Origin of the sequence: Tenacibaculum sp. SDUM215027, from assembly GCF_050566205.1 — a bacterium.
Lineage (GTDB): Bacteria > Bacteroidota > Bacteroidia > Flavobacteriales > Flavobacteriaceae > Polaribacter.
Genome location: NZ_JBNXUE010000005.1, coordinates 191,535 through 207,063 on the forward strand (window position 1 = coordinate 191,535; position 15,529 = coordinate 207,063).

Annotated in this window: 17 protein-coding genes; 8 read left to right on the forward strand and 9 right to left on the reverse strand. The window is 29.7% G+C overall.

Annotated features, from left to right (window positions below; all coding sequences use genetic code 11):
- Positions 1-24 precede the first annotated feature (24 nt).
- The 4 genes from ACQYZ7_RS12600 (at position 25) to ACQYZ7_RS12615 (ending at position 2,725) form a co-directional block, all read left to right on the forward strand.
- Positions 25-480, forward strand: coding sequence for a YciI family protein (locus tag ACQYZ7_RS12600; protein ID WP_430730079.1), 456 nt, complete (start codon positions 25-27; stop codon positions 478-480).
- 1 nt (position 481) lies between these two features.
- Entirely contained in the window at positions 482-655 is a 174-nt protein-coding gene (locus tag ACQYZ7_RS12605; RefSeq protein WP_430730080.1) for a hypothetical protein, read from the forward strand.
- Positions 633-1,133, forward strand: a complete 501-nt coding sequence (locus ACQYZ7_RS12610) for a cupin domain-containing protein (protein ID WP_430730081.1) — start codon at positions 633-635, stop codon at positions 1,131-1,133. The genes ACQYZ7_RS12605 and ACQYZ7_RS12610 overlap by 23 nt, the downstream gene beginning before the upstream one ends.
- A 239-nt stretch (positions 1,134-1,372) precedes the next feature.
- On the forward strand, positions 1,373-2,725 hold the full coding sequence (locus ACQYZ7_RS12615) for a TrkH family potassium uptake protein (RefSeq protein ID WP_430730082.1): 1,353 nt from the start codon (positions 1,373-1,375) through the stop codon (positions 2,723-2,725).
- 46 nt (positions 2,726-2,771) lie between these two features.
- Here ACQYZ7_RS12615 and ACQYZ7_RS12620 read toward each other — a convergent pair whose 3' ends face one another.
- Positions 2,772-3,395: a LysE family translocator gene (locus tag ACQYZ7_RS12620; RefSeq protein WP_430730083.1), complete on the reverse strand. Its 624-nt coding sequence runs from the start codon at positions 3,393-3,395 to the stop codon at positions 2,772-2,774.
- 109 nt (positions 3,396-3,504) lie between these two features.
- On the opposite strand from ACQYZ7_RS12620, the gene ACQYZ7_RS12625 reads away from it, so the two are divergent.
- Positions 3,505-4,398, forward strand: coding sequence for a LysR family transcriptional regulator (locus ACQYZ7_RS12625; RefSeq protein WP_430730084.1), 894 nt, complete (start codon positions 3,505-3,507; stop codon positions 4,396-4,398).
- A gap of 18 nt (positions 4,399-4,416) precedes the next feature.
- On the opposite strand, the gene ACQYZ7_RS12630 is transcribed toward ACQYZ7_RS12625, so the two are convergent.
- From ACQYZ7_RS12630 to ACQYZ7_RS12650, 5 genes are all read right to left on the reverse strand, one after another.
- A complete protein-coding gene (locus ACQYZ7_RS12630; protein ID WP_430730085.1) occupies positions 4,417-5,562 on the reverse strand; it encodes a YaiO family outer membrane beta-barrel protein in 1,146 nt (381 codons plus the stop codon).
- 119 nt (positions 5,563-5,681) lie between these two features.
- A complete protein-coding gene (locus tag ACQYZ7_RS12635; RefSeq protein ID WP_430730086.1) occupies positions 5,682-8,093 on the reverse strand; it encodes a sulfatase-like hydrolase/transferase in 2,412 nt (803 codons plus the stop codon).
- 6 nt (positions 8,094-8,099) lie between these two features.
- A complete protein-coding gene (locus tag ACQYZ7_RS12640; RefSeq protein ID WP_430730087.1) occupies positions 8,100-9,533 on the reverse strand; it encodes a glycosyltransferase family 2 protein in 1,434 nt (477 codons plus the stop codon).
- 12 nt (positions 9,534-9,545) lie between these two features.
- Positions 9,546-10,652 (reverse strand): HEAT repeat domain-containing protein, encoded by a 1,107-nt coding sequence (locus ACQYZ7_RS12645; RefSeq protein WP_430730088.1) that lies wholly within the window; start codon positions 10,650-10,652, stop codon positions 9,546-9,548.
- 22 nt (positions 10,653-10,674) lie between these two features.
- Entirely contained in the window at positions 10,675-11,043 is a 369-nt protein-coding gene (locus tag ACQYZ7_RS12650) for a response regulator (protein ID WP_430730089.1), read from the reverse strand.
- Positions 11,044-11,176: 133 nt separating this feature from the next.
- Between ACQYZ7_RS12650 and ACQYZ7_RS12655 the strand changes: the two genes are divergently transcribed.
- From ACQYZ7_RS12655 to ACQYZ7_RS12665, 3 genes are all read left to right on the forward strand, one after another.
- A complete protein-coding gene (locus ACQYZ7_RS12655; RefSeq protein ID WP_430730090.1) occupies positions 11,177-11,557 on the forward strand; it encodes an Hpt domain-containing protein in 381 nt (126 codons plus the stop codon).
- 97 nt (positions 11,558-11,654) lie between these two features.
- Complete coding sequence (locus ACQYZ7_RS12660) at positions 11,655-13,526, forward strand: sensor histidine kinase (protein ID WP_430730091.1); 1,872 nt, start codon at positions 11,655-11,657, stop codon at positions 13,524-13,526.
- Between the two features lie 5 nt (positions 13,527-13,531).
- Positions 13,532-13,945, forward strand: a complete 414-nt coding sequence (locus ACQYZ7_RS12665) for a response regulator (protein WP_430730092.1) — start codon at positions 13,532-13,534, stop codon at positions 13,943-13,945.
- Positions 13,946-14,027: 82 nt separating this feature from the next.
- Here the strand turns inward: ACQYZ7_RS12665 and ACQYZ7_RS12670 are convergent, their stop codons facing one another.
- From ACQYZ7_RS12670 to ACQYZ7_RS12680, 3 genes are all read right to left on the reverse strand, one after another.
- On the reverse strand, positions 14,028-14,285 hold the full coding sequence (locus ACQYZ7_RS12670; protein ID WP_430730093.1) for a DUF6952 family protein: 258 nt from the start codon (positions 14,283-14,285) through the stop codon (positions 14,028-14,030).
- Positions 14,286-14,287: 2 nt separating this feature from the next.
- On the reverse strand, positions 14,288-14,596 hold the full coding sequence (locus ACQYZ7_RS12675; RefSeq protein ID WP_430730094.1) for a thioredoxin family protein: 309 nt from the start codon (positions 14,594-14,596) through the stop codon (positions 14,288-14,290).
- A gap of 88 nt (positions 14,597-14,684) precedes the next feature.
- Entirely contained in the window at positions 14,685-15,326 is a 642-nt protein-coding gene (locus ACQYZ7_RS12680) for a peroxiredoxin (protein ID WP_430730095.1), read from the reverse strand.
- Positions 15,327-15,529 lie beyond the last annotated feature (203 nt).

The window sequence follows — 15,529 nt, forward strand, 5'->3', positions numbered from 1 at the left end:
TATAAGATTAAAAACTCATCTACCATGAAACTACTAATCACCACCATAATAGTGCTTTTATCAATAAGTTTAACTGCACAAAACAATAATCCTAATTATGATGCTGAACTTGCAAAAAAATTAAGCGCTGATGATTATGGAATGAAAGGTTACGTATTTGCTATTTTAAAAACAGGTAGTAATACATCTACAGATAAAGAACTAAGAAGTAACGCTTTTAGAGGTCACTTAAACAATATAAACAAGTTAGTAAAAGAAAATAAACTAGTTGTAGCTGGACCTTTTGAAAAAAATGAAAATTCATACAGAGGATTGTTTATCTTTAATGTTAAAACTATAGAAGAAGCTAAAGAATTAATTAAAACAGACCCTGCTATAGAAGCAAAATATTTAGATGTTGATTTATACAACTGGTATGGTTCAGCAGCTTTATCAGAATATTTAAAAGCAGCCGATAAAATCTGGAAAATAAATCCTTAAGATGCCTAAAAAAGGGAAAGCAAAAAACACCGTAAACAAAGCGAAGCATACACGCTTAATGAAGCAGAAGGAAAACAAACTTCGTTTAGAAAAGCAACGTACGAAAGAGCGTTTAAAATCCATTATTAAAAAAGTGAATGAACAAAAAGAAAATGACAGCACAACAGATAGTTAAAAAATTTGATTTAACCGAGCATCCCGAAGGTGGTTTTTACAAAGAAACATACAGAAGCAACGGAATAATTAAAAATGATCAATTAAGTTCTAATTTTATAGGTGATAGAAATTACAGTACTTGCATTTATTTTTTATTGACTTCTGATAAATTTTCTGCTTTTCATAAGATCAACCAAGATGAAATTTGGCACTTTTATAAAGGAAGTACTTTAAAACTACATATGATTTCTCCTGAAGGAGACTATTCTTTTGTTCTTATAGGAAATAACATAGAAAATGATGAGCAGCCACAATTTATGGTTCCTGCTGGTTATTGGTTTGCTGCTGAAGTTAGTAAGGAAAACTCATACGCTTTTACAGGTTGTACTGTTGCTCCTGGGTTTGATTTTAACGATTTTGTATTACCCAAAAAAGAAGAGTTAATACAGTTATTCCCACAACATAAAGAAGTAATAACAAAGCTAACATATTCTTAGACAATCCTTATGTAAGTTTTATTTTTCAGCATCTCGTAATATAAATTATCAAGTGTTTAAAAACAATTACTAAGAACAACAAATGAAGCAAGAAAGATAATACTCTTTTAAGTTTTCCTTTTATTTTATAAATTGAATTAATTAAATTTGCTAGAAGTATTACTTATCCATAAATACTTAGAACTTCAATTATTAAAGCAACGTATTTCTTAGCTCGTTGTTTTTATTTTTTACAAAAAATGAAAAATAACACATATAAAAAGCTATCTATTTGGTATAAAAAATTCCAAATTAGTAAAACACCTCAAATGAATTTAGTTTGGGGATTCTTCCTATATACCTTTATCGGTTTTATTTTACTATCCATTCCCTTATTTCATAAAACAGATGTATCTTTTTTAGATAATTTGTTTATTTCTACATCAGCAATATCAACTACAGGGCTAGTTACTATCAGTATTTTTGATTCCTATAATTTCTTTGGACAGTTTATTATAATGATGCTCATACAAATTGGTGGAATTGGCTACATGACATTAACAACCTACTATTTGTTATTTATTACGAAAAAAATAACGCATTGGCATAGTAAATTACTAGGAACTGAATTTACATTACCTAATAGTATTAAAATAAAAGACTTTATTAAAAGTGTTATTGTTTTCACTCTAGTAATGGAAGCTATTGGGGTTATTCTATTTTATATTGCTTTTACCAATTCTGGAATGGAAAGCTTAAAAGCCATTTGGTTTTCTATTTTTCATAGCGTTTCGTCTTTTTGTACAGCAGGTTTTGGTTTATTTAACAATGGTTATGAAGGATATCACGATAACGTTTTTATAAATACAACCATCTCTATTCTAGCTATAGCTGGTTCTTTAGGTTTTATTGTTGTTACGGATTTATGGTATCGGCTTTCTGGAAAGACTAAAGAAATATCCTTCACAACAAAAGTTATTGTGTATGGGTTTATATTCTTATTACTTTCAGGAACATTACTTATATACGTATCGGAACCTTCTTCAACCCTACACTCCAACCATTCGTTGATGACTTCTTTTTTTCAAACAATGTCTGCCATGACAACAGTTGGTTTTAATACGATTCCTATTGGGAGTTTTTCTTTACCAATATTACTGCTCTTAACCTTTTTAATGTACATAGGTGCATCTCCATCTGGAACAGCTGGAGGAATGAAAATTACAACTTTAACAGCAATGATTTCTATATTAAAAAGTAGATTGTTAGGGCAAAAAAAGATTACTTTTTTAAACAGGGTTATACCTTTTGATAGAATATATATAGCAACATCTACTTTTATGCTATATACTAGTTTAATTTTCTTGTTCTCATTCTTATTTTCTTATAGCGAAAGCTTCTCTTTTGACAAAATACTGTTTGAAGTTGCTTCTGCTCTTGGTACTGTTGGATTGAGTACTGGAATTACTGGAGATCTATCGAACTTAGGAAAATTTTTCTTAATTATTCTAATGTTCATAGGAAGGGTTGGTGTTTTAACTTTTGGATTTGCCTTATTACAACAAAAACAAAACGAATTAAAAAAAGTAAAATCTGACGATTTAGCTGTATAATTTTTTAACCGATAGCGAAACATCAATCACTATCGGTTTATAATTTTTACATAAACGCTATTTGTATCCCCATCAATACAAATATTACTCCTGAAATTTTATTCAATCTCACACCCATTTTTTCATTTTCTTTAATTTTAGTTGAAAATGTACCTGCAAATGATGTTAAAACCAAGTACCAAACAGTAGTCATCATTGCATAAATAACACCTAAAATCATAAAAGGAACTGGATTTTCTATTTCTGTTGGACTTATAAACTGCGGAAAGAATGCTATAAAGAATAATGCAACTTTCGGGTTTAATATATTTGTAATAAACCCTGATGTAAAATTACTTTTTGCTGAATCTTTCTTTTGTCCTTCATTCGTTTCAGTTATTAATCCTTTTTTTGACATCACTTTTGTTACTCCTAAATAAATTAAATAAGCTGCTCCTAAATATTTAATTAATGCAAAGAATATTGCTGATTTTGCTACCATAATTGACAACCCTAACGCACCTAACAAAGTATGCACTAAAGCCCCAGTATTTAAACCAAAACTAGTATATACTCCAGACCTTCGTCCTTGACTAATTGACTTGTTAATTAAAAAAACTGTTTCTATTCCTGGTGTTAACACAAAAAGAACAGTTGCTACTAAAAACGCAATAAAATTCTCAATTCCCATTTCGTTACTCTTTTAAAAATGATTACAAAGTTTTTTATGCAAAGCAACAGCAGTTCTCTTTATTAAAAAATACTTATTTTTGACTGATTAATGCAAAAAACGCATTAAAATGACTATTCAACAGATACGGTATTTTTTAATTCTAGCAGAAGAATTACATTTTTGGAAAACAGCAGAGAAAGTTTACACCTCTCAATCGTCATTAAGTAGACAAATTCAGTCTTTAGAAGAAGAATTAGGCGTTACTTTATTTGAGCGAGATAAAAGAAATGTAAAACTTACAGAGGCTGGTGTATTCCTTAAGAAAAAGTGGGACGTTCTATTAGACGAGTTTGACCGCACACATCAGCATGCTAAAAAAATTGATGAAGGTTCTTCCGGACTTGTTAGTATTGCTTATCCTGGCTCTATCTCTTACAACTATTTACCCGAATTACTCAAAATATTTTCAGAAGAGAAACCTGATTTGAAAGTAGAACTTATGGAACCTACTGATATTACGCTTGAAAAACTACTTTCTAGCTACCAAATAGACTTTGCCTTTAGCAGAAATGAAGTTTTAAATGCTTCTATTTTATCTGAAAGACTATATGCTGAACCTGTTTGCCTTGTAGTTCCAAAAAATCATTGGTTAACTGAAGATTCTTTTGTAGATTTAAGAGATGTAAAAGATGAAAAGTTTATTCTTTCAGGATTACATCACACTACCTACTTTTCTTCATTACTTCGTACTATTTTTAACACTTATGGCTTCGAACCGCTAACTCACATTGAATCTGATTTTGGCAGTATGATATTGAACTTAATTGGTAGAGGTTTGGGAATTTCTATTTTGCCTTACTCCTATCAATTTTCTTTAAATACAAACATCCGTTTTATTACACTACCAGAAAACACAGAACTGTATATCAATTGGCGTAAAAATGACAATAGAAAAATTATTAAAAACGTTATTGATTACTCAGTTAAATTAGGTAAAAACTACAACCGAAAGTTTGTTTAAGTTTATAGGGTCAAACCTCTATCTAAATCTTAAATCATAAGATATTCCTAAGGTGTATAGTAAAAAATATTCACCACGATCAAAACTTTTTTCTTCTCGTAAAATATTTACTGAAGCTTTACAAGCATGCTTTTTATTACCTGAGGTAAATGCGTACTCACCCCTTATTTTTTGTGTTTTTAAATCAAAAATAACTGTTTGTTCTGTATTTACAGGAAACCTATCTATTTCTGGAGAAAACCCCATCCCTACAGCTATTCCAAAATAATTATCAGCATCGCTATAATATCTACGATATGTTAGTGTAACTGATTTACTTGTACCATTATCATTCGGCGTAAAATAAGGTCTTAATGACCAGTAGCTATTTCCTGTGTACCAACCTACAGAACCTGTATATATAGTAGTCGTCTCAGAAAATTTTAATCCTCTAAAACCTAAAGAAACTTCTAAGCCAAGTGGTAGCGATTTATACAATTCTGCTCCATAACGTACGTTAGGAAATAAACTAGAATTTGAAAAGCCTGCACTCACGTATGCATATAAACCATCTGTTATTCTTGGGTATAAGTCTACTTCATATTGTAAATTATCAGTATCAAAACGTCTTGAGTAGTTTATTTTAGCTATAATACTACCATATTTTGTTTGTCTTGTATAATTAAGCGTACTATAGTGAGATTCATCTCTTTCGTTTTTATTATATAAAACTGTTGAATAACTCAATCCAACACTATTAAAACGCAATGTATTGGTTAAGCTTTCTTTGTATGAAATTGCATTAGAATTGTTAGCATCAATACTAATTATTTTATCTAGGGTTATTAAAGCTTCTTCTGGATTTTGTAGTTTTTCTTCTGACTTTGCTTTTAGATATAATAAATCTGTATCGTCTGGAAAATATGATAATGCTTTTTTTACCAAATCATTTGCTTTGTATGGTAATGAAGCGTACAACTCGTTTTTAATTGTTGCTATCCAATCATTTTTCCTTTTAGGGTCTTTTTGTAGCACATATTCAAACTCTTTTCTAGCTTCTTTATAATTTCCATCCCAAGAATAAGTACTTGCCAAAAAGGAGCGAATATCTAAGTAATTTGGATACTTTGTTAAAATAAACCGTAAGGTATCTTGTGCTTCTTTTCGTTGCTTATTAAAAGCCATCTTTCTTGCTTTTTCAAAAGCTGTATCTGGATTACCCTGAAATACTTTCTGCTGTGAAAAGGCAGAACATACAAACAACGTTAACAGTATACAAAGGTTACTCTTTATGCTTTTTAATATCATTCTTTTAATGCTTTTTCTAATTCTACGTATTCCTTTTTATCTGGATATATATTTAAAAGACTATCTATAATTTTTACTGCCTTAGTTTTTTGTTTTAATCGTTGACATGCCTTTGCTAGCTTAAAACTTATATCTGGGTTTTTGATTTCATTTATATAAGCTTCTTTGGCTACTGCTATACTTTTATTTTCTTGACCAGACCACCAATATAAATCTAACAAAGCAACGTAAGCATCATCATAAAACGGATGTCTCTCAACAGCATTTAGTAACAGTTTTTCAGCTTCTTTATACTCTCCGTCCCAAGACAAGGTTCTACCTTTTAAGATTCTTGCATCTGCGTGGTTAGGCATAGTCCTTAAAATAAAATCACACAGTAACCTAGCTCCTGTTCTATCTCCATCAAAAGCTTTTGATCTTGCTATTAGGAATACCTCATCAAATGTTTTTCCTTCTGTTATTTCTCTTATTATTGTTTGTTCTTCTTCTGTAAATTGAATTCCAGGTTGCTTTTTTTCATAAATAACTTCTGGGTAAATTTTGTCTTGTTGGGTTACATATTTATTTATTGCTTTGAATTCTTCAAAAGACTTTTTCACCTCACTCAATATTTTTTCATCATAAATTTTACGAGTTTCAAAAGTGCTGTCAATCTTATACAAATCTCCATCAGAAAATAAATATTCACCATAAATAAAGTCTTTTAATCCTCCTTTATAACGCATCAAACCTATTTGATGAATATTTCTAAACTTTTTCGCTGTATCTAGCCCCGTTCCTAACCATGCAGTTTGTTTTAATGACTCTAAAGCATAGTTGTTAGTTAAAAAAGAATAGATACTCGGAGCAACATCTAAATGAGATGAAACTGACTTAAATCGCTGTGCCTTTTTTAGCATTGGACTGTATATAAGCATCGGAACATGAAATCTACATAACTTATCCTTTTGTTCTATAGGAATTAACCTATGATCTCCTGTAATCACAAAAATTGTATTATCAAAATCTGTTCTTTCTTTATAACTCTTCATAAAGTTTTTTAAAGAGTTATCGCTATAAAGTAATGTTGCGTAAATCTCTTTTTTACTTTCTATTTCTCTCTTAGAAACTCCAAAAGTTTGTGATGTATTTAGCATACTATCTACTTTCTTTTCATAGACTTCTTTTTCTGGAAAAACAAAAGGTTCGTGGTTACTAAGTGTTGCTATTACGTCTAGCCTAGGCTGCTTTTTATCTTTTAACGTGCTTACTACTTTTTTAAACATTTCTGCATCTGGATACCCCCAAGAGAAACCATCAACTCCTCCTGTTTTTACATATGAAGGTCCATATTTATTTTCATCAACAATAAAATCAACATTGTTATATTCTAAAAAATTAACGATTTTATCAAAGCTGGATTGGGTTCCTGTATAATATGATGTTGTATATCCATTTGCTTTTAAAATATTAAATAACGATAAATGCGCTGGTGTTTTAATAATCTCTAAAAATCCAGTATCACCAAAAGGTAATGATCCAGTTAGTGAAGGTAGTACCCCAAAGGTTCTCCCTGTGTTACTAACAAAATTCTCCCAATACAACGATTTTGTTATTAGGTTGTCTAAATATGGAGTAAATCCACTGTATGAATTACCGTCTACAAATTCGCTTCCTACCCCTTCCATTACAATAACAACTATATTAGGTTTTTGTAGCTTTGTATTAAAAAATGATCCTAATACGTCTTTTGTTTCTTCTGATGATTTCAAAAGAGGATACTCATTTACATCTTCTGGTTGGTAATCGTATGTTTGTACTTCATCTAATTTAAATTTTAAAATATCTGTTGCTAAAAAGCTTATTTTATTTTGATATTTAGCTTCATTAAATTCTGAGTTAAAAAACTTTAATAGAATCGCTAATACTAGCAAGCCTAAAGTTGTTTTTAGAAAAAACTTTTCTGGTATTTTCTTTTTAAATAGATATACAAGTACTAAAAACAATAACGGTATTGCTAAGAAAAACAGGTAGTTTGTAATAGAAAATGATTCAGAAGATGCGACTGTTTTATAAATATCATCATACGAATACCCTAAAAGATCTGCTCCTAAATTTAATAAGGTGGTTATACTATACTTCACCAAAGAAAACTCACCAATAACAAGAAACAGTCCGAAGACTATAGCTATTATTTCTGCTAACTTTTTATTCCCTAATCCTAAAAGATAGTATATAGGAAAAAATAATATTCCTATTATTACAACTGTAATACTAGCGTGCAACAACTTATATACAATAAGTTTTAGTACATGAACTATTGTATGTGTTTCTTTAAAACTAGTAAAAACCTCCATCATTCCTAGCAACCAGAACATTACTAACAGTGCAGTGAGTACTTTTAAATATGTTAATAGACTTTTTCTCATCGTTGTTTAGTTATTACTCAATCCTTTCCTTGTCATTTTACCCCACTTAAGTTTTTTATTAAAATAGTAATCTTTATTTCCTTTTAATGCTGCGTATAATATTATTGGATGTAAAATAAAGGGTTCTAAAAAGGCTGACTTTATTAACTGAAATCCTACTCCCTTTTTTTTATATTGATGAAAGCTAAATTCTTCTGAAAAAATTGCTAATAACGTATAGATTATAGAAGAAAAATAGGCTACTAAAAAAAATCCAAGTACATAATTCCAATAAACACTTCCCATAAAAAGCAGTACTATAAAATATATGATTCCTAATGCTTCAATTATAGGTGCTAGTCGTTCAAAAAGGAACCAATAAGGAAAACTTAACATTCCTAAAACTCTGTATTTAGGGTTAAAGCCTATTGCCCGATGTGTTTTTAATGTTTCTATTGTTCCTCTCGTCCATCTATTACGCTGTGATATAAAAATTCTATAACTTTCAGGAGCTTCTGTCCAACATAAAGGGTCTGGAATATATGCTACTTTATATTTTTCATTTTGCTCTTCCATATATCTACGCATTCGAACAACAATCTCCATATCTTCTCCAACTGTTTCTGTACTATAACCTCCTACTTTAATAGCTATATTTTTATCAAACATTCCAAACGCTCCTGAAATTACTAATAGCCCATTTAATTTACTCCACGCCATTCTACCCAATAAAAAAGATCGTAAGTACTCCAGTATTTGTAACCTAACTAAGGTTACTTTAGGGTAATTTATATCTATTAGCTTCCCGTTTTCTATTATACATGAATTAGCTACTCTAATAACTCCTCCTGAGGCAATTACTTTTCTATCTGTATATTCTAAAAAAGGTTTTATCATTTTTTGTAATGAGTCTTCCATTAGCAAACAGTCAACATCAATACAGGCTACATAATCATTCTTACTAATATTTAGTCCCACATTAAGCGCATCTGCTTTTCCTCCATTTTCTTTATCAACAACAATAAGCCTCTCAAAGGCTGGGTTTTTAGACTTAAAAACCCCAGCTCTTATTGGTTTTGTTTTAATACGCTCATTAATTAGGTACTCTACTTTTTCTAAATCATAAGCTTTAATTAACTTCTCTAAGCTATCATCTGTACTCCCATCATTTACTATAATTACATCATAATCTGCATAGTGTGTAGAGAGCAACGACCTCACATTTTCTACAATATTTAAACTTTCATTATACGCAGGCGCTATGATTGAAATACCTGGTGCTAACCTTGATGATAATATGTCTTTGTAATTAACAAAACTATTTTTTCTTAAATACGAAATCGTTTCTTTTCTTGAATAAACCGCTAATACTCCGTACGATACTAAAACTAAAAATGAGTATCCTAAAAATAAAAAGTGAATAATTAATAATATGTAATATGCAACACTTGAGGTATTCATAACTTTTTTTGTTTACGGGGTTTTTTCTAAAAAATCAATAACCTTAAAATTTCCTAGCTTACTTATTTCATTTTTAATACCTACAAATTTTGGGCTGTCTATTTGTTTTAAAATTTTTAGAGCTAACACTTTTATTTCAAAAACTTCGCTAGTAACATGTTTTAACACAAAAGGCTCCTCTTCTTTTGTCCCCATATTCTCTAACAACTCAAATACTACTATTTGTTCTTCTTCTGTTAAATTTTCATAAGTGTTAATTAGTAATTCTTTCGCCTCTGTAATATATAGGTAGTTTAAAACGTGAATAGTTGTTAAACGAATCTCTTTATTTTCGTGCTGTATTAATTGTAGTAATTCTTCTTGTGTTTCTCTTAAATTATAAGCTCTAATTAACTCAAGGGCTAACAACACAACATAGTCGTTTTTAGAGGTTAACCACTTTCGAGCATCGGGTATGTTTTGTGATTTTATTTCTTGTAAAGCATCTAGAATTCCTATTCGATCCCAAACAGAAATTGATGACTTTAAGTTATCTAAAAAATCAAGTCCTTTAAAACCAAATAAGTTTATAAAGTATAAATACGCTTGTCTACGAACCTCCGTTTTAGGGTGATTAATATATTTAGCTACTTCTTTTTGACCCTCTAATACTTTAAACCTTCTTAAGTCTCTAATTCCTATTGCTACTATATGCCATTTACTACTTTTTAGCTTAGATAAAGCTCGTGCATCTAATTCTAGTTTCTTATACAGTTGATTAATAATATCAATCATATTACCAGAAACTTCGCCTTTTAACTTTAAAAGTGTATTTACAAACGTTTTTCTGTTTATACTGGTTGTTAAACTGAGTTTTATCTGTGAGATAAGTTTCTCTTGGGTATTGTTTAATTCTTTACAGTCTTCGCATGCGTATAGGTAATCTACTATGTAGATTTCATATTGCTCACTCTGGTTTTTAACAAATGCTTCTTTTTTTCTTAAACGAAACCTCACCACTTTTAAAAAAAGGATAAGACTTAGTAAAACAAAAAAGAAGACTGTAGCAAGTATCCAGATTATTTTGGCTATAGACGGAAGATCTTTAAAAAAAGAATCGATAAATTGAGGGGGGACCATAAAGTTGAGGGATAAGTTTATTTTACATAAGCATTCTTTTTACCCTTATCACCAACTCATTAGGCATTAATGGTTTTACCATAAAATCATTAGCTCCTAAATTAAACGCTTGTGTTACCATTTCTTCTTGACCTGAAGCCGAAAAAACAAGAATAGGGACATTCATTTTTAATACATTTCTAACATGACTTATAACTTCCAAACCCGAAAGGTAATCCATCATTATGTCTGTTAAAATCAAATCAGGTTGATGAGTTTCTATAAGCTCAATTGCTTTTTTTCCATCTTCAGCAACAAACAACTCATAACCTTCTTTTTCTAATTTCAATTTAATCAATAATAAAAACACTGAGTTATCCTCAGCTATAACTATTTTCTTCTCCTTGCTCATTAAATTATTATTTACATACTTTTTTTACTAATTTTATAGAAAAATCATACCTAACACTCAAATATAACAAAAATATGCTAGTTTAACTACTTAATTACTCGTATTAAAACTACACTAACAAAATTGCAACCCCATGTTAAAAAATAATTGTTTTCATAGTGAAATTGTTGATTTAAGCTTTCTAAACAATAACCTTTCTGATGATATTGAACTATACACTGAAATGATTTCTGTTTTCTTAACAGAGAGCAAAGGAAAAGTTACAACTCTTAAAAAAGCTAGCAATGAAGAAGATTTTACTTTGATTAAAGAAGTGGCTCATTTTTTAAAATCTTCATTTACCATTATGGGTTTAAAGTCTAAAAATTTACTTGTCGAAATTGAAGAATTAAGCTCTCAATCAAAAAATATTAAAAGAATAAGATCACTTATAAATTCGGTAATAGATAATTACCAAGAAAGCATTATTGAATACGAAAGAATGCTTTCGTGCTTTCAAAAAAACAATAATTAACCTTTTTTATAGAGTCCCCCACTACATGAAATCACAAAAACTTAAATACATAAGTTACTCATTCACATATTTAGTATTGTTCTTTAGCATTTTCACTATGCTTGAATGGACTTTCCACAAACAACTTTTATTTACAATTAATGAAGACGGAGCTACAACTAAATTTAATACAGCTTTTCTGTTTTTTTTATCTACAATCAGTTTAATTATTTGTAGAAAAAAGAAAAAAAAATACAGAAAACCTTTCTTTATAATTACCTATACTGTGTTATTGGTAAGTTTTTTAACTGTAGTAGAATATATTTTTAAAGTAAATTTATATATAGATAACCTACTTGTAAAAGACACTATTACAAATATTAACCCAGGTAGAATGTCAGAAGCTACAGCCGTATGCTTTTTCTTCTTCGCTATTGGGCTTACAGGTTTAAAATCAACAAACAGGGCTTACATCGCTACAACTCAACATGTTGCTCTCGTAACCTCTGTAGTATCTTTAATTACTATCCTTTATTTTATTTTAAAAATCCCTATAGAATCAAAAATTGAGTTCTTCAAAACTATGTCGATTCAAACATCTATATCTTTTGTTTTTATCTCATTTTTATTAGTGTTTAAGTCGTACAATATTGGCTTTAAAGAAACTATTTTAGGAAACAGTTATGGTAGCAGATCTCTTCAAAGATTATTGCCTTTTATTATACTAATTCCGTTTTTTTTAAGCTTTTTCATGCTAACCTTAATTAATGAAAACGTTATTGGCGCTCAATCTGGTATTATTGTTTATACTCTGGTTTTAATTCTTTCTGGTTTTTTATATACCTACATTGTTTCTATTGGCTTAAACAAGTCTGATTATCTAAGAAAGGCACTTGAACAAAACTTAATTAATAAGAACTCAGAACTATTGCAGTTTAAAGAGGCTTTAGATCAAATAGCTATTGTTGCTATTACTGACGAAAATACATTTATCAAATATGTGAACGATAAGTTTTGTGAAATTTCAAAATATTCTAGAGAAGAAATTATAGGCCATACAAACGAAATTGTTCGTTCAGATTATCATCCAGACTCTTTTTTTACCGAAGCCTGGTTAACAGTATCTTCAGGAAACCCTTGGTTTGGTGAAGTTAAAAATAGAGCTAAAGATGGTTCTTTATATTGGACAGAAACAGCTATTGTTCCTCTAAAGAAAAGAACCGACTATATTAGAGAGTACATGGCTATTCAATTAGACATTACAAAACGTAAAGAAGCTGAAGAATTACTTGCCTCTAAATATGTAAAAACCTTAGAGCAAAAAAATCAAGAATTAGAGCAGTTTAGCTATATTACCTCTCATGATTTACAAGAACCTCTGAGAACTATTTCTTCTTTTTCTGACATTCTTTATGAAGAGTACAATGATCAATTAGACAATAATGCTAAACAGCTTTTTCTTTTTATAAAAAAGGCTACCAGTAGAATGAGTAGTTTAATTAAAAACTTATTAGATTATTCTCGATTAGGTAGTCAAAGAAAATTATCAAAAGTAAACTGTAACCTTTTAGTTAGTGACATTATAGAAGATTTAAACAGCAGCATTAAACAAAATAAAGCAACTGTAGAATATAGTGATTTACCTATTATAAATGCTTACCCTACTGAACTTAGATTATTATTTCAAAACCTTATTAGTAATGCCATAAAGTTTTCTAAAAAAGATGTTCCTCCTCAAGTTTCAATTAAAGCAAAAAAGAAAAATAATTCATGGAAATTCTATGTAAAAGACAATGGTATTGGAATTCCGGAACAATTTCAAAGCAAAATTTTTGCTATCTTTCAACGTTTACATTTAGAAAATGAATACGAAGGTACCGGAATTGGTCTTGCACATTGCCATAAAATAGTAGGAATGCACGGAGGAGAAATAGGAGTTAAGTCAAAACCAAATAAAGGAAGTACCTTTTTCTTTACAATACCAAATTAATAATTATGAAAAAACTACACACTATTTTATTAATCGACGATGACCCAGCAACCAACTTTCTTCATAAGTTAATTATAGAAAAAGAAAATTGTGCTGAACATGTTATATGCAAACAAAGTGCTGAAGATGCCCTTGAGTATTTAAAACCTAAAATTGATGATAAGATTCCTCATCCGGAACTTATTTTTTTAGATATTAATATGCCTAAAATGAATGGGTGGGACTTCCTAGAAGAATATAAAAAGTTCGACAAAAACAGAAAAGCTAAAAAGATTGTTATTATGCTTACTACATCTTTAGATCCAAACGATAAAGAAAAAGCTAAGTCTATTAGTCAAATAAATGAATTTCAATCAAAGCCATTAACTTCAGAAAAATTGAAAAGTATTTTGGCTTCAAATTTTCCTAACACATTTTAATCTCTTTTAAAAAGCTCAAAAAAAATCCCAGAAAACTTAAAAGTTAACTGGGATTTTATATTTATAATGTCTTTCTAAAAAACTATTGGTCAATCGAACCTAAAACACGTTTCATAAAAGTATTTAACGCTTCTTTTTTAGGTGCTCCGTCTTTAATCATTTTATCAACTTCAATTGCTCCATACATATTAGAGATTAACTCTCCTATAACGTCTAATTCTTCATCTTTTAATGATGGAACTTCTGTTAAAGCTTCAAGAGTTTCAATAGTTTCTAGTACGTAATCTTGGTCGTTTTCTTCAATAAATGAAGTTAAGTGTTTAATTACTGGTAATTTCATAATTAAGCTACTTCGTTTACTAAATCCTTCAATACATCAAACTTATTCGTTTGAGTTTGACTCACAAATTTACCATCAATAAAAGTAGCAAAAGTTGGTAAGTTACTTACATCAGCAAGTTTTCTACTCTCTGGAAATTTCTCTGCATCAGCAATTACAAAAACCATACCTTCATTCTCAGAAGATAACTTTTTAAATTTAGGCTTCATAATACGACAGTTACCACACCATGTAGCCGAAAACTGTACTACTACTTTTTTATTATCTGCAACAACCTCTGATAAATTGTCTTGACTTAATTCTTGTACCATAGTCTTTATATTATCTATTTCGAAAGGAGCTCGTGCTCGACCCCTTCACTTATCTCACACGAACTTGTTTCCTTTCTTAAATTATATTTTAGATTGCTGCTAAGTACTCTGCAGTAGCTTTAGCGTTAGCTTGCATTGCTTCTTTACCTTCTTCCCAGTTTGCAGGACAAACCTCACCTTTTTCTTGTACGTGAGTGTAAGCATCTACTAAACGTAAATATTCGTTTACGTTACGACCAACTGGCATGTGGTTGATTCCTTCATGGAATACAGTTCCTTCTTCATCAATTAAATATGTAGCTCTATACGTTACGTTATCTCCTTCAACTTGTACAGTTCCTGTAGCTTCATCATAAACTTCGTTAGAGATGTCTAAGATACCTAAAATAGATGATAAATTACGATTACTATCAGCTAATAATGGATAAGTAACACCTTCAATACCTCCGTTATCTTTTGATTGGCTTAACCAAGCAAAGTGTACTTCAGGAGTATCACAAGAAGCTCCAATTACAATAGTGTTTCTTTTTTCAAATTCTGGTAATGCAGCTTGAAAAGCATGTAACTCAGTTGGACAAACGAAAGTAAAGTCTTTCGGATACCAAAATAACAACACTTTTTTCTTGCTCTTAACTGCTTCTTCTAATACATTTAACTTAAACGTATCACCCATTTCGTTCATTGCATCTACGTTTAAACTTGGAAATTTTTTCCCTACTGCTGTAGCCATTTTATAATTTTTTATTGATTAATAATTTTTACGAGCACAAATGTATTTTGTTTCTTACCATTAAAAGAGTGAATCTAAAAATATTTTTTTATTACGTTATAAGAATAATCAATACTAACTAAGCAACAAAATCAATAAACTAAATACCTTTTTAAAAACCAACAACTTACAAACAAAAAAAAACAAAGAATAAGAAAATACTA